General features: G+C 67.2%; 21 protein-coding genes. 7 read left to right on the top strand and 14 right to left on the bottom strand.

Annotated elements, in window-relative coordinates; translation table 11 throughout:
* Window positions 1–84: 84 nt before the first annotated feature.
* The 3 genes from E5P3_RS35845 to E5P3_RS22135 are packed head-to-tail and all read right to left on the bottom strand — an operon-like array spanning window position 85 to window position 3,696.
* Window positions 85–1,935, bottom strand: coding sequence for a 2Fe-2S iron-sulfur cluster-binding protein (locus E5P3_RS35845; protein ID WP_232073262.1), 1,851 nt, complete (start codon window positions 1,933–1,935; stop codon window positions 85–87).
* Window positions 1,928–2,602: a Rieske (2Fe-2S) protein gene (locus E5P3_RS22140; protein WP_162587925.1), complete on the bottom strand. Its 675-nt coding sequence runs from the start codon at window positions 2,600–2,602 to the stop codon at window positions 1,928–1,930. Before E5P3_RS22140 ends, E5P3_RS35845 begins: the two co-directional genes overlap by 8 nt.
* 11 nt (window positions 2,603–2,613) lie before the next feature.
* Window positions 2,614–3,696 (bottom strand): BMP family ABC transporter substrate-binding protein, encoded by a 1,083-nt coding sequence (locus E5P3_RS22135; RefSeq protein ID WP_162587924.1) that lies wholly within the window; start codon window positions 3,694–3,696, stop codon window positions 2,614–2,616.
* 108 nt (window positions 3,697–3,804) lie between these two features.
* Between E5P3_RS22135 and E5P3_RS22130 the strand changes: the two genes are divergently transcribed.
* Complete coding sequence (locus E5P3_RS22130; protein WP_162587923.1) at window positions 3,805–4,485, top strand: GntR family transcriptional regulator; 681 nt, start codon at window positions 3,805–3,807, stop codon at window positions 4,483–4,485.
* A 205-nt stretch (window positions 4,486–4,690) separates the two neighbouring features.
* On the opposite strand, the gene E5P3_RS35840 is transcribed toward E5P3_RS22130, so the two are convergent.
* From E5P3_RS35840 to E5P3_RS22120, 3 genes are all read right to left on the bottom strand, one after another.
* Entirely contained in the window at window positions 4,691–4,966 is a 276-nt protein-coding gene (locus E5P3_RS35840; protein ID WP_232073261.1) for a helix-turn-helix transcriptional regulator, read from the bottom strand.
* Between the two features lie 32 nt (window positions 4,967–4,998).
* Window positions 4,999–5,301, bottom strand: a complete 303-nt coding sequence (locus E5P3_RS35835; protein WP_443083293.1) for a cupin domain-containing protein — start codon at window positions 5,299–5,301, stop codon at window positions 4,999–5,001.
* 78 nt (window positions 5,302–5,379) lie between these two features.
* Window positions 5,380–5,628, bottom strand: coding sequence for a hypothetical protein (locus tag E5P3_RS22120; RefSeq protein WP_162587922.1), 249 nt, complete (start codon window positions 5,626–5,628; stop codon window positions 5,380–5,382).
* Window positions 5,629–5,877: 249 nt separating this feature from the next.
* On the opposite strand from E5P3_RS22120, the gene E5P3_RS22115 reads away from it, so the two are divergent.
* From E5P3_RS22115 to E5P3_RS22105, 3 genes are all read left to right on the top strand, one after another.
* Window positions 5,878–6,939: a LacI family DNA-binding transcriptional regulator gene (locus E5P3_RS22115; RefSeq protein ID WP_162587921.1), complete on the top strand. Its 1,062-nt coding sequence runs from the start codon at window positions 5,878–5,880 to the stop codon at window positions 6,937–6,939.
* Window positions 6,940–7,203: 264 nt separating this feature from the next.
* Complete coding sequence (aroQ, locus tag E5P3_RS22110; protein ID WP_162587920.1) at window positions 7,204–7,653, top strand: type II 3-dehydroquinate dehydratase; 450 nt, start codon at window positions 7,204–7,206, stop codon at window positions 7,651–7,653.
* Window positions 7,650–8,306: a DNA-3-methyladenine glycosylase I gene (locus tag E5P3_RS22105; RefSeq protein ID WP_162587919.1), complete on the top strand. Its 657-nt coding sequence runs from the start codon at window positions 7,650–7,652 to the stop codon at window positions 8,304–8,306. The genes aroQ and E5P3_RS22105 overlap by 4 nt, the downstream gene beginning before the upstream one ends.
* A gap of 46 nt (window positions 8,307–8,352) precedes the next feature.
* Here E5P3_RS22105 and E5P3_RS22100 read toward each other — a convergent pair whose 3' ends face one another.
* The 3 genes from E5P3_RS22100 to E5P3_RS22090 are packed head-to-tail and all read right to left on the bottom strand — an operon-like array spanning window position 8,353 to window position 11,668.
* A complete protein-coding gene (locus E5P3_RS22100) occupies window positions 8,353–9,516 on the bottom strand; it encodes an acyl-CoA dehydrogenase family protein (protein WP_162587918.1) in 1,164 nt (387 codons plus the stop codon).
* A gap of 9 nt (window positions 9,517–9,525) precedes the next feature.
* Window positions 9,526–10,686, bottom strand: a complete 1,161-nt coding sequence (locus E5P3_RS22095; RefSeq protein WP_162587917.1) for an acyl-CoA dehydrogenase family protein — start codon at window positions 10,684–10,686, stop codon at window positions 9,526–9,528.
* Between the two features lie 13 nt (window positions 10,687–10,699).
* Window positions 10,700–11,668 (bottom strand): Bug family tripartite tricarboxylate transporter substrate binding protein, encoded by a 969-nt coding sequence (locus E5P3_RS22090; RefSeq protein WP_162587916.1) that lies wholly within the window; start codon window positions 11,666–11,668, stop codon window positions 10,700–10,702.
* Between the two features lie 156 nt (window positions 11,669–11,824).
* Between E5P3_RS22090 and E5P3_RS22085 the strand changes: the two genes are divergently transcribed.
* The 3 genes from E5P3_RS22085 to E5P3_RS22075 all read left to right on the top strand — a co-directional run bounded on the left by E5P3_RS22085 (window position 11,825) and on the right by E5P3_RS22075 (window position 14,704).
* Window positions 11,825–12,607 (top strand): IclR family transcriptional regulator, encoded by a 783-nt coding sequence (locus E5P3_RS22085; RefSeq protein ID WP_162587915.1) that lies wholly within the window; start codon window positions 11,825–11,827, stop codon window positions 12,605–12,607.
* On the top strand, window positions 12,604–13,383 hold the full coding sequence (locus E5P3_RS22080; RefSeq protein ID WP_162587914.1) for an IclR family transcriptional regulator: 780 nt from the start codon (window positions 12,604–12,606) through the stop codon (window positions 13,381–13,383). Before E5P3_RS22085 ends, E5P3_RS22080 begins: the two co-directional genes overlap by 4 nt.
* A 73-nt stretch (window positions 13,384–13,456) precedes the next feature.
* Entirely contained in the window at window positions 13,457–14,704 is a 1,248-nt protein-coding gene (locus E5P3_RS22075; protein WP_162587913.1) for a CaiB/BaiF CoA transferase family protein, read from the top strand.
* A 61-nt stretch (window positions 14,705–14,765) separates the two neighbouring features.
* Here the strand turns inward: E5P3_RS22075 and E5P3_RS22070 are convergent, their stop codons facing one another.
* The 5 genes from E5P3_RS22070 to E5P3_RS22050 all read right to left on the bottom strand — a co-directional run bounded on the left by E5P3_RS22070 (window position 14,766) and on the right by E5P3_RS22050 (window position 21,870).
* Window positions 14,766–16,283: a SpoVR family protein gene (locus E5P3_RS22070; RefSeq protein WP_162587912.1), complete on the bottom strand. Its 1,518-nt coding sequence runs from the start codon at window positions 16,281–16,283 to the stop codon at window positions 14,766–14,768.
* On the bottom strand, window positions 16,280–17,566 hold the full coding sequence (locus tag E5P3_RS22065) for a YeaH/YhbH family protein (protein ID WP_174263152.1): 1,287 nt from the start codon (window positions 17,564–17,566) through the stop codon (window positions 16,280–16,282). The genes E5P3_RS22070 and E5P3_RS22065 overlap by 4 nt, the downstream gene beginning before the upstream one ends.
* Window positions 17,567–17,596: 30 nt before the next feature.
* Window positions 17,597–19,519, bottom strand: a complete 1,923-nt coding sequence (locus E5P3_RS22060; RefSeq protein ID WP_162587910.1) for a PrkA family serine protein kinase — start codon at window positions 19,517–19,519, stop codon at window positions 17,597–17,599.
* Window positions 19,520–19,949: 430 nt separating this feature from the next.
* Window positions 19,950–20,933 carry a tripartite tricarboxylate transporter substrate binding protein gene (locus tag E5P3_RS22055; RefSeq protein WP_162587909.1) on the bottom strand — a complete coding sequence of 328 codons (984 nt, stop codon included), beginning with the start codon at window positions 20,931–20,933 and terminating at the stop codon, window positions 19,950–19,952.
* Between the two features lie 64 nt (window positions 20,934–20,997).
* Entirely contained in the window at window positions 20,998–21,870 is an 873-nt protein-coding gene (locus E5P3_RS22050) for a fumarylacetoacetate hydrolase family protein (protein WP_162587908.1), read from the bottom strand.
* Window positions 21,871–21,888 lie beyond the last annotated feature (18 nt).

Here is a 21,888-nt window from a genome sequence, read left to right as displayed (position 1 = left end):
GCGCCTTCGGAACGGCCGTGCGGCGCACTGGAGTACCTTCGCCTTCGGCTGCGGTGTTATTCGCCTTCGGAACGGCCGTGCGGCTCATAGGTCGAGCACCAGCTTCCCGGAGCGGGCGCGCGAAACGCAAGGCAGCATCTGCATGTTGCCGGCCTTCTCGGCGGCACTCAGGTACTGGTCGCGGTGCTCGGGCACGCCATCGATCACCGTGCACAGGCAGGTGCCGCACACGCCCTGCTCGCAGTTGGTTTCGATCGCGACGTCGATCGAGCGCAGCACCTCGACGATGCTGCGCTCGGCCGGGACCTGCAACGTGCGGCCGCTGCGCGCGAGCGTGAGCTCGAAGGGCGTGCCGCCCGTTGCCACCGGCCCCGCTGCCTTGAAGTACTCGAAGTGCATGCGTTCGGGGGGCCAGCACAGGGCCGCGCCCACCGACGTCACCAGCTCCATCAGCGGCAGCGGACCGCAGGTGTAGGCGTGGGTGTCCGCGTCGGGGGCGCCGAGCACACGCTCGATCGCCTTGCGGGTGGCCTCGGGCGAAAGCGCCGCGTGCAAGGTCCAGCGGTTCGCGAACTCGCGATCGAACTCGGCACCGAAGGCGGCGTGCGCGGCCGAGCGGCAGAAGTAGTGCAGGTGGAAGTCGTCGCCGCGCGCAGCCAGATGCCGTGCCATTGCCAGCAACGGCGTGATGCCGATCCCACCCGCGATGAGGAGCGAGTGCCCGGCAGTGCTGTCGAGCGCAAAGTTGTTCTTCGGCAGTCCGACGTGCAGCAGGTCGCCTGGCCGGACCCTGTCGTGCATCGCGGCCGAGCCGCCGCGCGATGCTTCTTCGCGCTTCACCGCGATCGTGTAGCAGCCGTCATCGTCCGGTCCGTTGCACAGCGAATACTGTCGGATCAGCCCGCCCGGCAGGTGCACGTCGAGATGTGCGCCGGGCGTCATCGGCGGCAGCGGGCCGCCCGCCGGCGAGCAAAGGGTGAAGCTCGCCACGCCTTCTGCCACCCTGCGCTTGTCGGCAACCTCCACGACGAGCCGCGTTGGCGCCGTGGCGGCCGTCGGCTCCACGCCCCAGCGCAACCCGATGCTGCGCAGCCAGCGCCGGTAGGCGCTCGAGCCCGCGTCGGCGCGCGAAGGGACCTCGAGGCGCGCGTCCAGCGGGAGCCGCTTGTAGACGTGGTTCTCGAGAATCGGCTTGTCCTGCCCCAGGATGGTCTGCTGGAACGCCGTGATCTCGCTGGCGCTGTGCGTGGCGTCGAGGAGCGAGATCGCGAAATGCACGGTGCAGGCGTCCTCCTGCGTGGGCTGCACGAACAGGAAGATGATGTCGGCCTCGCCCGGATGGCCGGCAGGCGCCTTGTAGAGGAGTGGTGAGAAGGGATTGACGACGCGGTACACGTAGTCGACATCCGCCGGCCCTTCGGATGCCGCGGAAGCCATCGGCTGCACGAACTTGCAGCCGCGGGCCCAGAGCTCCCCACGTGCGTCGAGCTCGACCTCGTAGGCGCGCACCTCGGTCGCCTCTTCGGTGCCCAGGATGTGCGCATGGACGAAGGGGAAGTGGGCCATGTCGAGAAAGTTCTCGACCACCCGCAGCCCGCCGGTGTGAACGCCGATCGCGCCCATGTAGACGAAGCGCCGGCCTGGCGCGTCGAATTCATCGAGCGCGAACAGCGGCTTGGGCGCATCGCCGAGGCACACGAAGATGCAGCCGCAGTGGTCCCGCGCGACGCACGGGGCGCTCGAGCCATCTGTAATGCTCGCGGACAGCGCGCCCGAGGCATGGCGCCGGACTTCGATCTCGCGCTCCAGCAGTTGCCGGTGCAGTGCCGGACCGGACGCAATGGCATCGCTGCCCGCGCCGATCGCGAACCAGTCGTTGGCAATGGCCGGATCCAGGGTGTCTTGCAGCGCGGTGCCGTCCATGGGGTCAAACATGTGCAAGCTCCTTGGCGAAAACCGCCTTCATGCGTTGGGCCGCGGCCAGGCGCCGCGCTGCGCCAAGGCCTTCCGTAATGAAGAGGTGCGCGCAGGTGCTGGCGGCGTTCATCGGCTGGAGCAGCAGGGTGGCGGCATCGCCGCTGCTGGCCGGTTCGCGCCAGACACCCGGGTGGCCGGCGGGCACGAAGCCCGCGGCCTCGATCGCCTGGGCCAAAGCGTCTGCCGCCATGTCCACCACGAAGCTCCGGCAGGCGCCCAGGCCGGGCAGCCGCGGCGGATAGCCGCGCGGCGCGAGTGCCAGGCTGGCCCAGATCACGCCATCCGATTCGCGGCACATGTACGTTCGCACGCAGGCGGCCGGCGGCGGCGCGAGTGCAGGCGTGGAGGGAACGCCCGTGCATCGCCCGTCGCGGCCGTAGCGCCAGCCGTGGTAGCGGCAGACCAGCTGGTCGCCGTGGACGAATCCGAGCGTCAGCCGCACGCTGCGGTGCGGACAGCGGTTCTCCCAGGCCTGCACCGAGCCTGCGGATGGCCGCCACAAGGCCAGTTCCTGGCCGTGGAGCAAGGTCTGCACGACCTGCCCAGGCGGCACATGGACCGAGAGCTCGACGGCAAACCAGCCGTCGGCGGCAAAGGCGCCGCCAGCTTGTGCTTCTTCATGCATGGCGCCGCCCTTCAGCGCGGCATTGCGCCCTGGATGCCTTCGACGAACCAGTTCATCCCGGCGATCTCCGCATCCGGCACAGCGGCGCCCGGTGCGGCACGCACCTTGCCTGTGTTGTCCTTCAGCGGACCGGCAAAGGGGATCAACCTGCCGGCGGCGATGTCGGCTTGCGCGGCCTTGGCCATCTTCACGACGTCCGGCGGCACGGCCGCATTCCAGTCCAGCAGGTTCACGCCGCCGTTCTGGAGCGTGCCCACGTAGGCGGCGCCCTTGAACTTCCCCGCGAGCGTGTCGGCAACGACCTGGCGGAAGTGCGGCGTCCAGTCATGCGTGATCGAGGTCAGCAGCTTGTGCGGTGCCGCCTTGCGCAGGTCGGAGAACATGCCGACCGACCAGACGCCCTTGGCGTCGGCGGCCTGCACGATCGCCGGGTTGTCCTGGAATCCGGAGCCGATCACGTCGGCACCCTGCTGGATCAGCGAGTTGGCCGCGTCGCGCTCGCTGCCCGGGTTGAACCACTCGTTGACCCAGACGACGGACACGGTGGCTGCAGGATTGCTGCGCTTCACGCCGAGCGCAAAGGCGTTGATCGTGGAGACCACGTCGGGGATCGGAATCGCACCCACGTAGCCGAGCTTGTTGCTCTTGGTGACCTTGCCGGCCACCATTCCCGCGACATAGGCGCCTTCGTACCAGCGTGCGTTGTAGGTGCCGAAGTTGGGCGCCTGCTTGAAGCCGCTGGCATGGATGAAATTGACCTTCGGCTCTTCGGCGGCGAGCTTCAAGCCGTCGTTCATGTAGCCGAAGCTGCCGAGCACGACCATGCCGGCACCGCCGCCGACGAGCTCGCGCATGACCCGCGCACCGTCGGGGCCGACCTTCACGTCCTGCACCACGCGGGTCTTGATGCGGCTGCCGAATTCTTTCTCGAGTTGCTTGCGGGCGGTTTCGTGCACCGCGACCCAGCCCACGTCGGAGACCGGGCTTTGGTAGACGAAGCCGATCTCGAGCGGATCGGCCGCGGCCGCGGGCAGCGCCGCGCAGGCGGCGAAGACGCCGGCGAGCAGGGCGCGGATGGGGGAATGCAGGGCCATGGATTGTCTCCTTTTGTGCGGTGGGGCGAGGGTGCGGCAAGCCGATAGGAATTCCGAAACAGTAATCTGAATCGGTATACCGGTTCAGTGTATTTAGAATCCGATGCCATGTCCAGCAAGACCGACGAAATTGTTTCGAGCATCCGCAACGCCGTCGCGGCACACCGCCTGCTGCCGGGCGTGCAGTTGCGCGAGGTGGCGCTCGGCAAGTTGTACGGCGTGAGCCGCACGGTCGTGCGGCAGGCCCTGCAGACGCTGGCGCGCGAAGGTCTTGTGGATCTCACGCCGGGCCGGATCGCCTCGGTCGCCAAGCCGACGCCCGAAGAGGCGCGCGATACCTTCGACCTGCGCTGGGCCATCGAGCGCCATGCGACCGAGACACTGGCGCAGAAGCTCACCAGGAAAGACGTGACGGCGTTGCGGGCGCACGTCAAGCTGGAACGGGCGGCGCGTGCCGCACGCAACGCGGAAGAGGTGCGCCGGCTGGGCGCGGGCTTCCATGTGCTGGTGGCACAGCTCGCCGGCAATGCGCTGCTCGCCCGAACTCTCGAGCAGCTGGTCGCGCGCATCGCGCTGATCCTGCTGCTCTACCGCCATGAGTATGACGAGCATGTCGAGTGCCTGCAGGACGAGCACGCCGAGTTCATCGACCTGCTCGAATCGGGTGCTGCCGCCAAGGCGCTTCAGCTGCTCCAGCGGCACCTGCAGACGGTCGAGGTCAGCCTGAACGTGGAGAAGATGGCGGTGGTCGACGACCCTCAACTGCGCCGGGCGCTGCTTTCCGGGTGAGCTCCAAAAGGCCGTGCTGTTGGCCGATGAGCATGAGGCGCCCTTGCCGCGGGGGTGGCTTCACCACTCCACCTTGGCACCGGGCGCGCAGGAAGGCGCGTAGCGCAGACCTTACTGAGCGCCCTCGCTCACAAGCGCCCGAAGGATCGCCTGGCTCGACGTTGCGGCCCTCGCATCCCATGCCGAGGTCTCCCGCCAACCCTTACTAGTCCTTGAGCGCACTCGGGGCAAAGCCGAAGTGGTTCTTGAACGCGCGACTGAATGCGGCATCCGATGCGTAGCCCACACGCTGTGCCGCCTGGGCCACTTTCATGCCGTTGCGCATCAGGTCACTGGCGATAGTCAGGCGCCATCGCGCCAGATAGCGCAACGGCGGTTCGCCCACGGTGGCGGCAAAGCGTTCGGCGAACACCGTGCGTGACATCAGCGCAATCTTCGACAAAGCCAGCACGGTCCAGCGCCGGCATGGGTCGGCGTGCATGGCGCTCAGCGCGCGGCCGATACGCTCGTCGCTCAGGCCGCCGAGCCAGCCTCCACGCTCTGCGTGGCTCGATGCCCAGCTCCGCGTGCCCGGATCACCAGCAGGTCGATTAAGCGAGAAATCATGAGGGAGGAGCCCGGTAGCGGCTTCTGCGCTTCCTCCACCAGAAATCCGGAGATGGCAGCCAACCATGGCTGGGGACCGCCATCGACACCCGGGATATGAATTGCCCCTGGCAGGGCCGCCATGATGGCCGGCCGTGCACGGCCTTCAGAACTGAAGAATCCGCCTGCCATCGAAACCTGCGAATCGCGAGCCGCGGCCGAAGCAAAAATTGAACTCTTTGGGATTGAAGCGCCAGGCTGGCCCAGAGTTGCCTGCCAGCTCCGGCACCGGCCAGTCGCCGCCCCACATCAGGCGTGCAGAGCCGAGTGCGTCAGCAGGCGCTCGACCCAGGGCCGCAGCCACTGCGCATCCCAACCGGGACCGGCCTCGGTGGCCAGGCCGGAGAGCTTGCAACAAGCCTGGGTCTGCGCGGCAAAGCGCGCGATCCATGCCGCCCAGGGCTCGAAGGCGCCGTTCGCGATACGCGCGAGCGCGGCCAGCAGCAGGAGGGCCAGCGCGCCGAAGGCGCTGCAGCAGCGCGAAGACGAACACCGCAACGAAGCCCAGCACCGGCACGACGGCGAGCAGGCGACGCAGAACCTAGGTCATCGGGCGGTTTCCTTCGTCTGTGATGTAAAACGTTTTATTAATCTGCGTGGAGAGTGCGTGGCGCCATATTGGTGATCCTCACCAAGGGAAAATACCGAACGAAAAGGGGTGCGCTGCGTGAGCACGGCGGCTGGGCGTTGGCGCATCATTGAATCGTTTCAATCCTGCAGCATCTCCCGGCTCTTCTTTTTCAATCCATGAACGACAACGCACCGCCTGCCAACGCCAACATTCATGACGTCGCGCGGCTCGCCGAGGTTTCCGTGGCCACGGTGTCCAACGTGCTGAACGAGTCGCGGCCGGTCGCGGCTGCCACCCGGGCACGCGTGCTGAAGGCGGTGGCGGCGCTGGGCTACACGCCGCATGCCGCGGCGCGCAGCATGCGCGGGCGCGGCAGCGGACTCATCGGGCTGATCGTGGCCGACATCACCAATCCCTTCTTCACTTCGCTGGTGCATGCGGTGGAGCGCGCGGCGAATGACGGTGGTTACGCGGTGCTGCTGTGCAACAGCGACGAGGACCCGGCGCGCGAGCAGCAGCATCTGCAGCTGCTGCGCGCGCAGCGCGTGGACGGCGTCATCCTGGCGGCGACCGGCCATGCCTCGCACGAGCGCGCGGCGGCGCTCGGCCAGTTGCAGGTGCCAGTGGTGCTGGTGGACCGTGGCTCGGCCGAGTTCGGGCGCGACGCGGTGATGCTGGACAACCGCCGCGCCGGCCTCGAAGCCGTGCGCCACATCATCGGCTTCGGCCATCGGCGCATTGCCATGCTCTCCGGACCGGCCGCCGTCAGCACTGCGGCCGAGCGCCTCGCCGGCTACCGCGAGGCACTGCTCGAAGGCGGCCTGGCCTACGACGAGCGCTGGGTGCGCGACGCCGGCTACCGCGAGGAGCGCGCCTACGACGCGGCCTGCGAGATGCTGCGCGCGCGTGAGCGGCCGACCGCCGTTTTCGCCGCCAACGACCTGATCGCCATCGGCCTGATGCGCGCGATCGCCGACCTGGGCCTGCGCTGTCCGGAGGACGTGTCGGTGGTCAGCATCGACGACTTCGCCTGGGCCAATGCCTTCCGCCCGCGCATGACCACGGTGGCGCAGCCGGTTGCGGCGATGGGCGAGTCGGCGGTGCGCATGCTGCTGTCGCGCATCGACCGCAGCGCGGCGGCGCTGCCCCCGCGCACGGAGATCATGGCGCCCATGCTCGTGGTGCGCGATTCCTGCTGCGCGCCGCCGCAGCGCGTGGTGGCCGGGGCGATGTCGTGAACGATGAGCTGACACGGCTGTCGGCCAGCCAGGTGGCCGACCTGCGAGCGCGGCCTGCACCAGGAGCCGCAGCGCCTGCGCGCGGCGAAGCGCCACCGCGCCCAGCTGCAGCGCGAGGTGACCGCCTTCCCGCAGGGCATGCCCTTCTTCGTCTGCCCGGCCACGCAGGGCTGCCGTTTCCGGTCGAGGTCCGCTGGCCGCCCCCGCGGTGCCTGTCGAGCCGGCGGCTGCTCCGAAGGCCGCCGCACCTGCTACAAACGGGCCATGAAAAAGATCCTCGTCCTCAACGGCCCCAATCTCAACCTGCTCGGCACCCGCGAGCCCGCGCAATACGGCCACGAAACACTGGCCGATGTCGAGCGCCTGTGCGCCGACGCGGGCACGAAGCTGGGCGTGGGCATCGAATGCCGGCAGTCCAATCACGAAGGCCAGCTGATCGACTGGATCCACGAGGCCGGCCGCGAGGTGGCCGCCGGGCGCATGCTGGGCGTGGTGATGAACCCGGGCGCCTACACCCACACCTCGATCGCGCTGCACGATGCGATCAAGGGCGCGAGCGTGCCGCTGGTGGAGCTGCACATCTCGAACGTGCATGCGCGCGAGGAGTTCCGCCACCATTCGTACATCTCGCCGGCGGCGCGCGGCATCATCGTCGGCTTCGGCGTCAAGGGCTATGCGCTGGCGATCGAGGCGCTGGTGAGTGTGAGCACATGAGTCTTGATCGACCGGGGCTGTTCGCGGGCGAAGATGGCGCGCTGCGCTGCCGCTGGTGCCAGTCCACCACGGCTTACCAGCACTACCACGACAACGAATGGGGATTCCCGGTCACCGACGACCGGCGCCTGTTCGAGAAGCTGTGCCTCGAAGGCTTCCAGGCGGGGCTCAGCTGGCTCACCATCCTCAACAAGCGCGAGGCCTTCCGGCGTGCCTTTGCGGAGTTCGACGCGGAGCGCGTCGCGCGCTTCAAGTCGAAAGACGTGGAGCGCCTGCTCGGCGATGCGGGCATCGTGCGGCACCGCGGCAAGATCGAGTCGGCCATCAACAACGCGCAGCGGGTGCTGGATCTGCGCGAGCAGTTCGGCTCGCTGTCCGCCTATGCCTGGAGCTTCGAGCCCGACCCGGCCTCGCGCCCGCGGCGCATCACCCACGAGGCGTTGAAGGCCATGACGACCTCGCCGGAGTCGATGGCGATGTCCAAGGACCTGAAGAAAAGGGGCTGGAGCTTCGTCGGCCCGACCACGGTCTATGCCTTCATGCAGGCCATGGGCTTGGTCAACGACCATGTCGAGGACTGCCATGCGCGCGAACTCGCGCTGGCGGCGCGAGCCAAGCTGAAGCCGCCGAGCCCGGGTGCGAAGGCCCGATAGGCCGCAGGCGTCCATCCGGACTGGGTTCGCGGACCCACGGTACGCATCAAGGGGCCATCGCCGCCTTCAGGACACGGCGGGCCAGCGTCGAGCGGTGCACCTCCGACGCGCCGTCGTACACGCGGAACGGCCGCATCTCGCGCAGGATCAGCGAGACCGGAGCGTCTTCGGACATGCCGAGCGCCCCCATGATCTGCGCGGCGCGATCCGCCACCCTTCCCACCGCTTCCGACACGAACACCTTGACCATGGCCGATTCATGCTTGATGCTTTCGTTGGCATCGAGCTTCGCGGCGGCGTGCCAGGTCATCAGTCGCGCTGCGTGCAGGTCGATGTGCGAATCCGCCACCATCGCCTGCACCTGCTGCAATTGCGCGAGGGGCTGGCCGAAGGAGCTTCTCCGGTTCGCGTAGTCCTGCGCCAGCGCCATCGCGCGCGACGCACGTCCGATGAAGCGCATGCAGTGCGACAGGCGCGCCGGCTCGAGGCGGAGCTGCGCGTAGACGAAGCCCCGGCCCACCTCGCCCAGCACCGCGTCATCGCCGACGAGGCAGTCCTCGAGCTCGATCTCGCCATGCCCGCCGATCTGGAAGCCGTCGATGCTCGCAATGTTTCGCACCACGCGGTAGCCGGGGTTGTCGGCATCGACGATGAAGATGGTCGCACCCTCGCAGGTCCTTGCCAGCACCAGCGCGAACGAGGCGCCAACCGCCCCGCTGATGAACCACTTGCGTCCTGAGATCGACCACCCGCCACGGCGGCGCACGGCCACCGTCTGCAGCATCGACGGATCGGACCCTGCGCCGGGCTCGGGTTCGGTCATCGCGAAGCACGACCTCGTCTCGCCGCGTGCCAGCGGCGCGAGGTAGCGCTCCTGCTGCGCCGGCGAGCCGTCGGTCAGCAGGTTGATCATGTTGGGCTGGTCAGGCGGCGCGCAGTTCATGGCCAGCGGGGCGAGAAAGCTGCGGCCGGCCTCTTCGAGGATCACCGAACGATCGCGCCAGGACAGGCCCAGCCCGCCCCATGCCGCCGGGAGCTGCGGCCCGTAGATGCCCGCCTGCTTTGCCTTGGCGCGCAATGCATGCGTCGTCTCCTCGAGGGCGTTCAGGTCGTGCGCGAGAGCAGGGCTCTCGCGCGGGATGGCCTCTTCCTCGACGAAGCGCCGCACCGCTGCGCGAAGCGCTGGAAGCCGATCGCTGTAGCCGAACATGCCCGCGCCTCAGCTGCCGTACCCGGCTTGCGCCAGGGTGCGCCTGGCGATGTTGAGCTGGTGGATCTGGCTCGTGCCCTCGTAGAGCCGGAACAGCCGCACGTCGCGGTAGAAGCGTTCCATGCCGTGATCCGCGATGTAGCCGTAGCCGCCCAGCATCTGCACGCAGCGGTCGGCCACGCGGCCGCACATCTCGGAGGCGAAGTACTTGCAGATCGACGCCTCCATCGTCACGTCGATCCCTTCGTCGCGCTTGCGCGCGGTGTCCAGCACCAGCGCGCGGGCGGCATGGATCTCGGTCTGGCTGTCGGCGATCAGCGCCTGGACCAGCTGGAAGCTCGAGAGCGCCTGGCCGAACTGCCTGCGCGTGGCCACGAAGGCCACGGCATCCTCCAGCATGCGGATCGCGGGCCCGATGCACAAGGCGGCAAGGTGGATGCGCTGCTTGTTGAGCACTTTCATCGCCGTCTTGAAGCCCTGGCCTTCGCGCCCGCCGATGACGTTGTGCGCCGGGACGATGCAGTTGTCCATGTGCACTTCGGATACCGGCGAGCCGGCCTGGCCCATCTTCCTGTAAGCCGGGCCGGTGCTGAGTCCCGGCATGCCGCGCTCGACCAGGAAGGCCGTGACGCCGCGCGCCGACAGGTCTGCCGGGTCGGTGCGCGCCATCACCGTGAACAGGCCTGCGATCGGCGCGTTGGTGATGAAGCACTTGGTTCCGTTCAGCACATAGTGCTCGCCTTCGCGCTGCGCCGAGGCGCGCAGCGAGACGGCATCCGAACCGGCTTCCGGCTCCGTGAGGGCGAAGGCACCGGTCAACTCGCCGCTGGCGAGCCGGGGGAGGTAGCGTCGCTTCTGGTCTTCGGTGCCATCGGCCACCAGGGCCTCGGAACCGATGCCGGTATTGGTGCCCACGCGGGCCCTGAAAGCCACCGAGCACTGCGACAGCTCCATGGCGGCCAGCACCAGCTCTTCGGTCGTCATGCCCGCACCGCCGTAGGCTTCGGGGATCGACCAGCCGAACAGGCCCCGCGCCGCCATTTCGGCCACGAGGTCCGGGGGCACCTCGTCGGCGTCGGCCACGCGCACTTCGTTCGGGACCAGGCGCTCGCGCACGTAGCTGCGCAGGCCACTGAGGAATTGCTCGAAGGCTTCTGGGTTGCGCTGCATGTTCGCTCCTCGATCAGTCCAGCTTCGTTCCCGTGGACTTGACCAGCGCCGCCCACGAGGCCGTCTCGGTCTTGATCACCGCGGCGAACTGCGCCGGCGTGCTGCCGACCGGCTCGGCGCCGAGTTCGATCAGGCGCTTGCGGAAGTCCGGCTTGGCCAGGGCCTTGGTCGCGGCGGCGTGCAGGCGCTCGACGATGTCCGACGGCGTGGCGGCGGGCACCATCAGGCCCTTCCATGCGCCGAAGGCAAAGCCTTTGACGCCGGACTCGGCAATGGTCGGAACGTCGGGCGCGGCCGCGGCCCGCTTGTCGGTGGAAACGGCCAGCGCCCTGAGCTTGCCCGCCTGCACATGGGGCCACATGGCCGGCATGTTGTCGATCATCATCGCGATCTGTCCGGCGATCAGATCGTTCAGCGCCGGGCCCGTGCCCTTGTACGGGACGTGGACCATGGTGGTGCCGGTGAGCTGATTGAACCATTCGCCGGCCAGGTGCGCCGGGCTGCCGTTGCCGGGCGAGCCGAAGCTGATTTCGGCCGGCCTGGATTTGGCGTAGGCGATGAACTCCGCCACCGTCTTCGCCGGGATCTTCGGGTTGACCGCCATCAGGTTCGGTTCCTGGATCAGCAAGGTCACCGGCCGGAGGTCCTTGGCGGGGTCGTAGGGCATCCGGGCATAGAGGCTCGGGTTGATCACGGTCGGGCCCGCAGCGGCGATCAGCAGCGTGTAGCCGTCGGGCGGCGCCTTGGCGACGAAGTCACCACCGATGTTGCCCCCGGCCCCAGCCCTGTTCTCGACGATGACAGGTTGCCCCAGTTCGGGACGCAACGCCTCGGCGAGCAGCCGTGCGAGCACGTCGGTCGAGCCTCCGGGCGCAAAGGGCACGATGAGCCGGATCGGTTTGCTCGGATAGCCCGGCTCGGCGTGCACCGCGGAAGTCATTGCCAGGAGGCTGGCAACGACGATCAGGAATATCTTGCGCATGGTGGTCTCCAATCAATTCGTGTCGGGTCTGTCTGTGGATGCTTCAGGCCTCGGAGACTACCGACGGGCATGACATATGGAAAACCATGTTTCTCTATCTTGAATGCCAAGGCGCGTTGCCGGACGTAGCATCCGGTGCGCAACACCTGAACTGACATGTCCGCTGCCCGCCACTGCGACCCCGACTTCGCGACCACGCTTCAGCACGGCCTGCAGGTCCTGCACTGCTTCACCGTCGCAGAACCCGCACTCGGCAACAAGGAACTCTCGGAGCGCACGGGCTTGTCGAAGGCGACCATTTCGCGGCTTACCTACACCTTGGCAGCACGCGGCCTCGTGGTCTTCGATGCGCACCTGCGGCGCTATCGCCTGGGCTCCACGGCGCTCACGATCGGCTACCCGCTGATGGCCAGCCTGCGCATCCGACAAGTCGCGCGGGCGCGCATGAAGCAGCTGGCCGACGAAGTGGGCGGCTCGGTGTCGCTGGGCATGCGGGACCGCACGCGCATGGTCTACGTCGAAACCTGTCGTGGGCACGACCTCAGCGCATGGCGGCCCGACATCGGAGCGGCCGTCCCGATGCTGCCAACGGCGATGGGGCGCAGCTGGCTCGCGCAGGCGCCGCAGGCACTGCGCGAGGAAGTCCTGGTGCAGATCGAGGCGTTGGAACCCGGCCAGCGGCGCGTGTACGAAGCCGATCTGGTCCAGGCGCAGCGCGACCTGGAGCGCAAGGGCTTCTGCATTTCGCGCGGGGCGTGGCGCAGCGACGTGCAGGCCGTCGGCGTCCCGATCCTGGTCCCGCAGGACGGCGAAACGCTGGTCTTCAATTGCGGCGTCCTCACGTCGCGGCTCGCACCGCGCCAGCTCGAGCTGCGCATCGGGCCCCGCCTCGTCGAGCTGGCGCGCAACGTGGAATCCGACATGGGCAGCGCGCCATGAGCGGGAGCGACAGCAAGGACCGGCAGTTCGCGACCACGCTCGCCAGCGGCATCGACCTGCTGTTGTGCTTTCACGCCGGCGAGCTCAGCCTGGCCAACAAGGACTTTGCGGAACGCACCGGTCTCTCGAGACCCACCGTGGCCCGCCTGACGCACACGCTCACCGTGCTGGGCTACCTGCGGCGGGACGCGGCCACGGCCAGGTACCGGCTGGGTGCGGCCGTGCTGGGGTTGAGCCACCCCCTGCTGGCCAGCATGCGGATCCGCCCGGTCGCGCGACCGATGATGCAGACCCTGGCGCGCGAAATCGAGGGCGCCGTCTCGCTGGGCCTGCGGCACCGCATCCACATGGTGTACGTGGAGACGGCACGGGACAGCGAGGATTTCGTCGTGACACCCGATATCGGCGCGCCGATCCCGATGCTGGCCACCGCGATGGGGCGCGCCTGGCTGGCCCGTGCGGCGGACGAAGACCGCCGGTCGTTGCTGAACCAGATCCGGCTCGCTGCGCCGGCCGAGTTCGAGCGCTACGCCGCGGCAGCGAACCTGGCAAGGGAAGAACTGGCCCGCGACGGCTTCTGCAGCGCACGTGCCGACTGGCAACCCAACCGCCATGGCTTTGCCGTGCCATTGCAGGGATGGGTCGATGGCACGCAGTTCGTGCTGAACTGTGCGGTCGCGTCGACGCGCGGGGGCTTTGCGCAGATGCGCCGCGAGGTCGCGCCGCGGCTCGTCACCCTGGCGCGCAGCATCGAGTTCGCGCTGGGGCTGCGATAGCCACGAGAGCTCGGCGTTCAGGATATCGAAACGCGAGTTGCAGCAGCTGGACCCTGCAGCGAGACTTCAAGTCATGCATTCCGCCCAACATCATGCTGCCTCCATCGCGCAAACGCCGGCGCCTGCCGCCCAGGGGCCGCTGGCCGGCATCCGGATCCTGGACATGGCGACCGTGATCGCGGCGCCCTTCTCGGCCTCCCTCTGCGCCGACATGGGCGCCGAGGTGGTCAAGCTGGAGCTGCCGGAAGGCAACGATCCCCTGCGCTCGCTGTCGCCCACCACGCCGGATCACGCACTGTTCTGGAAGGTCTCGAACCGAGGCAAGAAGGGCGTCTCGCTCGACGTGCGCAAGCCGGAAGGCCGCGCGCTGTTCCTCAGGCTGATCGAGACCTTCGATGTCCTGGTCGAAAACTTCCGCACCGGCACGCTCGACAAGTGGGGGCTGGATGCGGCCACGCTGTGGTCCGTCAACCCGAGGCTGATCATCCTTCGCGTCACCGGCTTCGGCCAGACCGGACCTTATGCGCAACGCCCTGGCTTTGCCCGCATCTTCGAGGCGATGAGCGGCTTCGCGCACTTGACGGGCGAAAGCGGCCGCAGTCCGCAGCACATGAACTACCCGCTCGGGGACGTCATCGCCGGCCTGTTCGGCGCTTTCTCCATTGCCACCGCGATCGCGGAACGCCATTGCCATCCTGACGCGCCGGGCCGCGAGATCGACCTTGCCGCGACCGAAGCCATGTTCCGCTTGCTGGAGGCACTGCCGGTGGAGCACGAGCTGCTCGGGCAGGCGCGCAGCCGCTCCGGCAGCCGGGCCACCTACACCGCGCCGTCCAACATGTACCGCACCGCCGACGATCAGTGGGTGACGCTGGTGGGCTCGTCCGATCCCATCTTCAAGCGCATCTGCCAGGCCATGGGCCAGCCCGCGCTCGCGGATGATGTGCGCTTCGCCACTACGCCGGCCCGGGTGCTGAACATCGACGAGATCGACACGATCGTCGCCGCGTGGTGCGCGTCCAGAACGCTGGCCGAACTGTCCGAAGCGTTGACGCTCGGGGGCGTTCCCTACAGCAAGGTCTATGCGGTCGATGACGTGATCGCCGATCCGCATTTCATCGCCCGCGAAGCCATCATCCGCCTGCCCGATCCGGACCTGGGGTCACTGCCGGCGCCCGCGATCGTGCCGCGCTTTTCCGGATTCAATCCGGTTGCGCCCCGCACCGGGCCGGCAACGGGCGAGCACAACGCGGGAATCTACGGCGCCCTGGGTTTGCGAAGCCAAGAGTTGGACGAGCTTCAGCGCAACAAGGTGATCTGATGCGAGCGCCTGGCCTCCTGTGCGCCGGCGCGGGCTGATTCGCTTGTTGGCAGACGCCTAGCTAGGCCGCCTGCGGGCCCGCCACCTTGCGGTGGTTCACCCGGCCCTGGCTGTCGACGCTCTCGAGATGCACGTCGAAGCCCCAGAGGCGGGCAACGTGCTTGAGCACTTCGTGTGCATCGTCGTGCAGCGGGCGGTCGTTGTGCTGGGTGTGGCGCAGGGTCAGGGAGCGGTCGCCGCGCAGGTTGACGCTCCAGACCTGGATGTTGGGCTCGCGGTGGTTGAGGTCGTACTGGCGCGACAGCGACTCCCGCAGCTGCCTGTAGCCACTGTCGTCGTGAATGGCCGACACCTCGAGCTCGGACTCGCTCTGCTTGTCGCTGATCGAGAAGAAGCGGAAGTCGCGCATCAGCTTCGGGGAGAGGAACTGGCCGACGAAGCTCTCGTCCTTGAAGTTGCGCATCGCGTAGTCGAGCGTCTGCTGCCAGGGCGAGCCGGCCAGGTCGGGGAACCAGCGGCGATCCTCCTCGGTGGGCTCCTCGCAGATGCGTCGCAGGTCGGTGTACATCGCGAAGCCCAGCGCATAGGGGTTGATGCCGCTGTAGGCGCGGTGGCCGACCGGGGGCTGGAACACCACGTTGGTGTGCGACTGCAGCCACTCCATCATGAAGCCGTCGGCCAGCAGGCCTTCGTCGTACAGGGTGTTGAGCAGGGTGTAGTGCCAGAACGTGGCCCAGCCCTCGTTCATGACCTGGGTCTGGCGCTGCGGGTAGAAGTACTGCCCGATTTTGCGCACGATACGCACCACTTCGCGCTGCCAGGGCTCCAGCAATGGTGCATTCTTCTCGATGAAGTAGAGCAGGTTCTCCTGCGGCTCGGAGGGGAAGCGCCTGGAGGCCTCTTCTTCCTCGGCCGTGCGTCCGGCGCGCCTGGGCAGGGTGCGCCAGAGGTCGTTGACCTGTTGCTGCAGATGGTGCTCGCGGTCCTCGCGACGCGCCTGTTCCTGGCTCAGCGACAGGCGCTGCGGGCGGCGATAGCGATCCACGCCGTGGTTCATCAGCGCGTGGCAGGAGTCGAGCAGGTCCTCGACCGCGGACAGACCGTGCCGTTCCTCGCACTCGGTGATGTAGTTCCGGGCGTAGACCAGGTAGTCGATGATGGACGAGGCGTCCGTCCACATCTTGAACAGGTAGTTGCCCTTGAAGAAGCTGTTGTGCCCATAGGCGGCATGGGCGATCACCAGGGCCTGCATGGCCATGGTGTTCTCTTCCATCAGGTAGGCGATGCAGGGGTCGGAGTTGATGACGATCTCGTAGGCCAGGCCCATGTGTCCGCGGCGGTAGTTCTTCTCGGTGGAGATGAACTGCTTGCCGTAGGACCAGTGGCGGTAGATGACCGGCATGCCCACCGAGGCGTAGGCGTCCATCATCTGCTCGGCCGTGATGATCTCGAGCTGGTTGGCGTAGGTGTCCAGGTTGTAGCCGCGCGCCACGCGGGCGATCTCGCTGTGGTAGCGCTCGATCAGCTCGAAGGTCCAGTCCGAGGGGCTGGGCAGAGGTTCTCGTTTCCTGGCGTTCACACCGTCCCCCTCTCCTTTTTGAACAGGTCGCGGAACACCGGGTAGATGTCCGCCGCGTCGGCGACCTTGCGCATCGCGAAGTTCTTGTGGGAGTCGACCAGCTGCGTGTACTCCTCCCACATGTTCTGCTCGGCGTCCGCCACCTGCACGTAGGCGTAGTAGCGCACCAGCGGCAGCAGCTGCTCGGTCAGGAGCTCGCGGCAACGGCCGCTGTCCTGGTGCCAGTTGTCGCCGTCGCTGGCCTGGGCGCCGTAGATGTTCCACTCGCTGCTGGGGAAGCGCGCGCGGATGATCTCGTGCATCAGCGTGAGTGCACTGGAAACCACCGTGCCGCCGGTCTCGGTGGCGTGGAAGAATTCTTCCTCGCTGACTTCGCTGGCCTGGGTGTGATGCCGGATGAAGACCAGTTCGATCTTCTCGTAGTGGCGCGTCAGGAACAGGTACAGCAGCATGAAGAAGCGCTTGGACATGTCCTTGCGCGCCTCGTCCATCGAGCCCGAGACGTCCATCAGGCAGAACATCACCGCCTTGGCCGAGGGGATCGGCACCTTGACCCGGTTGCGGTAGCGAAGGTCGATCGGATCCAGGAAAGGAACGTGCTTGGCCTTGGCCCTCAGCTCCTCGATCTTGGCCTCGATGTCGCGGATCTCGCGCTGCACCAGCGCGTCGGTGGCGCGCGGGCTGCGCTGCAGGTGCAGCAGGTGGGCCTCGAGCTCGCGGATCTCGCGCCGCGAGTCGCCGCCCAGCGCGATGCGCCGCGCCAGTGCGCCGCGCATGGAGCGTACCACGTGCAGGTTGGTGGGCATGCCGTCCTGCGTGAAACCGGCGCGGTGGCTCTTCCATTCCGGCACTTCGGCCAGCTGGGTGCGGATCAGGTGGGGCAGGGCGAGGTCCTCGAAGAACACCCGCATGAACTCTTCCTTGGTGAGGCGGAAGACGAAGTCGTCCTCGCCGCCTTCGCCGTCGCCGGCCTGCGAGCCGCTTCCCTTGCCCCCGCCGCCGCCCTGCGGCCGCTCGATGCGGTCGCCCTTGACGTACTCCCGGTTGCCGGGGTGCACGTATTCGCGGTCGCCGCCGGGGCCGTGGCCGAACACCGGCTCGGACACATCGCGCTTGGGTAGCGTGATGTCCTCGCCCTGCTCGAGGTCCCGGATGTTGCGGCCGCTGACGGCACGGCGCACGGCCTCGCCGATCTGCTCGCGATAGCGCCGCAGGAAACGCTCGCGGTTGCCGATGGACTTGTTCTTCCCCGACAGACGACGGTCGATGATCTGCTGCAGCATGGCCACGGCCCTGACTCCCTTGTCAGCTCATCATGAGCTCTTGCGTACGCGCAGATACCACTCGCACAAGAGGCGGACCTGCTTGGCGGTGTAGCCCTTCTGCACCATGCGGTTGACGAAATCCTCGTGCTTCTTCATCTCGTCGGCGCTGCTCTTGGCGTTGAAGCTGATGACGGGCAGCAGCTCCTCGGTGTTGGAGAACATCTTCTTCTCGATCACCGTGCGCAGCTTCTCGTAGCTGGTCCACAGCGGGTTCTTGCCCGCGTTGCCGGCGCGCGCGCGCAGCACGAAGTTCACGATCTCGTTGCGGAAGTCCTTGGGGTTGCTGATGCCCGCGGGCTTCTCGATCTTCTCGAGCTCGGCGTTCAGCGAGCCGCGGTCGAACACCTCGCCGGTGTCCTGGTCGCGGTACTCCTGGTCCTGGATCCAGTAGTCGGCGTAGGTGACGTAGCGGTCGAAGATGTTCTGGCCGTACTCGGAGTAGCTTTCGAGGTAGGCGGTCTGGATCTCCTTGCCGATGAACTCCGCATAGCGCGGCGCCATCAGCTCCTTGATGTAGGACAGGTACTTCTGCTCGGTCTCGGCCGCGAACTGCTCGCGCTCGATCTGCTGCTCGAGCACGTACATCAGGTGCACCGGATTGGCGGCGACCTCGCCGCTGTCGAAGTTGAAGACCTTGGAGATGATCTTGAAGGCGAAGCGGGTGGACACGCCGCTCATGCCCTCGTCGACGCCCGCGTAGTCGCGGTACTCCTGGATCGACTTGGCCTTCGGATCGGTGTCCTTGAGGTTCTCGCCGTCGTAGACCTGCATCTTGCTGAAGATGCTGGAGTTCTCCGGCTCCTTCAGCCGCGTGAGCACCGAGAACTGGGCCATCATGCGCAGCGTCCCGGGTGCGCAGGGCGCCAGCGAGAGCGAGGAGTTGCGCACCAGTTTCTCGTAGATCTTGATCTCTTCCGAGACGCGCAGGCAGTAGGGCACCTTGACGATGTAGATCCGGTCGAGGAAGGCCTCGTTGTTCTTGTTGTTGCGGAAGGCCTTCCACTCGCTCTCGTTGCTGTGCGCGAGCACGATGCCGTCGAAGGGGATGGCGCCGAAGCCTTCGGTGCCCTTGAAGTTGCCTTCCTGCGTGGCGGTCAGCAGCGGGTGCAGCACCTTGATCGGCGCCTTGAACATCTCGACGAACTCCAGCAGCCCCTGGTTGGCCAGGCACAGTCCGCCGGAGTAGGCGTAGGCATCGGGATCGTCCTGCGCATAGGTCTCGAGCTTGCGGATGTCGATCTTGCCGACCAGCGAGGAGATGTCCTGGTTGTTCTCGTCGCCGGGCTCGGTCTTGGCCACCGCGATCTGGCGCAGGACCGAGGGATAGCGCTTGACGACCTGGAACTGCCGGATGTCGCCGCCGTACTCCTCGAGCCGCTTCACCGCCCAGGGCGAGAGGATGCGGTTGAGGTAGCGCAGCGGGATGCCGTATTCCTTCTCGAGGATCTCGCCGTCTTCGGTGGCGTTGAAGAGGCCGAGCGGCGATTCGTTGACCGGCGATCCCTTGATGGAATAGAAGGGCACTTGCTCCATCAGCTGCTTCAGCCGCTCGGCGATCGAGCTCTTGCCGCCGCCGACCGGACCGAGCAGGTAGAGGATCTGCTTCCTCTCTTCGAGCCCCTGCGCCGCATGCCGGAAGTAGGAGACCACCTGCTCGATGGCGTCCTCCATGCCATAGAACTCGCGGAAGGCCGGGTAGATCTTGATGACCTTGTTGGCGAAGATGCGCGACAGGCGCGGGTCGTTGCGCGTGTCGACAAGCTCCGGCTCCCCGATGGCCTTGAGCATTCGCTCGGACGCGGTCGCGTAGGCCGTGGGCTCCCGTTTGCAGATCTCGAGGTACTCCTGCAGGGACAGGACCTCTTCGCGAGTCCGCTCGTAGCGGGCGGCGAAGTTACTGATGACATCCATAAACACCTCCATCGAGTCAGCGGGGCGCTGCCCGGAGTTTCCGTGCTGCACACGTCGCATCGTTCGCAGGAATGGTGCCAGGTGAGTTGAGCACGCTTACGGAAAACTCCTCGAGCAGTAACTTGGCTCAAAGCATAGAACAAACAACGCGTCGAGCAAATTGGTTTTCAAATAAGAACGAACCGTCCGTCTAAAAGTTCCAACGCGAAGCGGGAGCAATCGGCATACACGCTGTGCAAATCGAAGTAAGCGTATGACAGGAGAGGTAGCACCTTCATCGTCTGCAGCGCATATGCCGATGTAGGACATCATCATCGATTCGGGCTCGCGCGTCAGCAGGACATGCGCGAAGACTATTCCGGCCATGACGTGAACGCCACGGCGGCCGGCGAGATGTAAAAAAAGGCGGCCCTGGAGGCCGCCTTTTTTGTTACTCGACCTTTCCGATCTTCCGGACCGCCTCGGTCATCGCCACGGCGTCGGTGCGCCAGTAGGACTGGAACTCGGGTGCATCGAGGTAGGCCATGGGGCTGCCCGCCTTCTCGATGACCTGGACCACTGCTGGATCCGCTGCCGCCTTGGCCGAGGCCGCGCGCAGCTTCCTGGCCACCTCGTCCGGCGTCGCGGCCGGCACGAACAGGCCCGACCACTGCGCGAACTTCACCTTGAACCCGGCCTCCTCGAGGCTGGGAACGCCCGGCAGCGCTGCCAGCGGCCGGTCGCCCCAATGCGCAAGCGCGCGCAGCTTGCCGGCCTTGATCTGCTGCACCACCGTCGCCGGCCCGCTGGCGACCGCGTCCACCTGGCCTGCAAGCAGCGCGACCACGGCAGGTCCCGCGCCGGTATAGGGGATGTGGGTCATGCGGAAGCCCGCAGCACTCTTCAGCATCTCCATCGGCACGTGCATGGTGCCGTAGTTGCCGGAGCTGCCGTAGTTGTAAGCGCCGGGCTTGCGGCGCGCATCGGCCACGAACTCGGACAGCGTCTTCCAAGGTGCGTCGGCGCGCACCGCCAGCACGGTCGGATCCGCCGTGAAGCGCGCGATCGGCATGAACTGGCTCGTCTGGTAGGCCGGCTTGCGCTCCAGGAGGAGGTCGGCCTCCGGCAGGATGGAGATCGAGGACAGGCTCAGCAGCACCGTGTAGCCGTCGGCCGGTGCGCGGGCCACGAAGCCGATGCCCACCGCGCCGCCTGCGCCGGCCCGGTTCTCGACCACGACCGGCTGCCCGAGCTCGCGCGACAAGGCCTCCGCCACCGGCCGCGCGACCGTATCGGCCACGCCGCCAGGCGGGAAGGGCACGATCATGGTGATCGGCTTGGCGGGCCAGCTCGTCTGGGCGGGCGCGCTTGCGGCAATGCAGCAAGCGGCGGCGAGCAGCGCGGTGCGCAGCAGGGCGCGGGGGGATCGGTGCATGGTTCTGTCTCCGTTCTATCTATATATGTAGTTGCGTCCGGGATCCCGGGCGAATCTCGAGCCGTCAGGCGAAGCTGTTCTCCAGCGTGCCGAGGCCGTCGATCTCGATGCGGACCGTATCGCCCCCCTTCAGGTAGCGCGGCGGCGTGAAGCCCATGCCGACGCCGGCCGGCGTGCCGGTCGCGATCACGTCGCCTGGATACAGCGTGATGCCGCGCGAGCAGGTTTCGATCAGGGTCGGGATGTCGAAGATGAAATCGGTGGTGCGGGCGTCCTGGCGCAGCTCGCCGTTGACCCAGCAGCGCACCCGGGTCTGCGTGCCGTCGAGCGCGTCGGCACTCACGATCCAGGGCCCCATCGGGCAGAACGTGTCGAAGGACTTGCCGAGGTCCCATTGCTGATGCCGCATCTGGACATCGCGCGCGGTGACGTCGTTGACGATGGTGTAGCCGAAGATGTGCGACATCGCGTCCGCGCGCGCGATGTTGCGGCCGGTCTTGCCGATGACCACGGCCAGCTCGGCCTCGTAGTCGATCTGCGCCGAAACTGCGTCGCCCGGCAGCCGGACCACGTCGGCCGGCCCGATCACGCATTCGGGCACCTTGGTGAACACGATCGGCCATTCCTGCGGGTTCGCCGCGTTGTTCCTGAACACCGAGCCCGACAGCTCCTTGGCGTGCGCGTGGTAGTTGCGGCCCACGCAGAACAGGTTGCGGCGCGGCAGCGGCAGGGGGGCTTCGAGCTTCACGTCGGCGAGCGCCAGGGTCTCGCCGGTGGGCGCCGGCCATGCCGTGCCGGCAGCCTGGTCTTCGATGAGGGGCAGGACGCCGCGGCGCGCGCGATCGGCGTCCAGGGCGAGCGGGTGGACGGTCTGTCCGTCATCGGAAAGCAGGCCGACCTGGCGACGGCCTTGATACTGGTAGGTGGCAATGCGCAAAATGATCTCCTTGGGGAG

Source organism: Variovorax sp. RA8, from assembly GCF_901827175.1.
GTDB lineage: Bacteria > Pseudomonadota > Gammaproteobacteria > Burkholderiales > Burkholderiaceae_C > Variovorax.
This window is presented reverse-complemented; position numbering and strand designations above follow the sequence as displayed.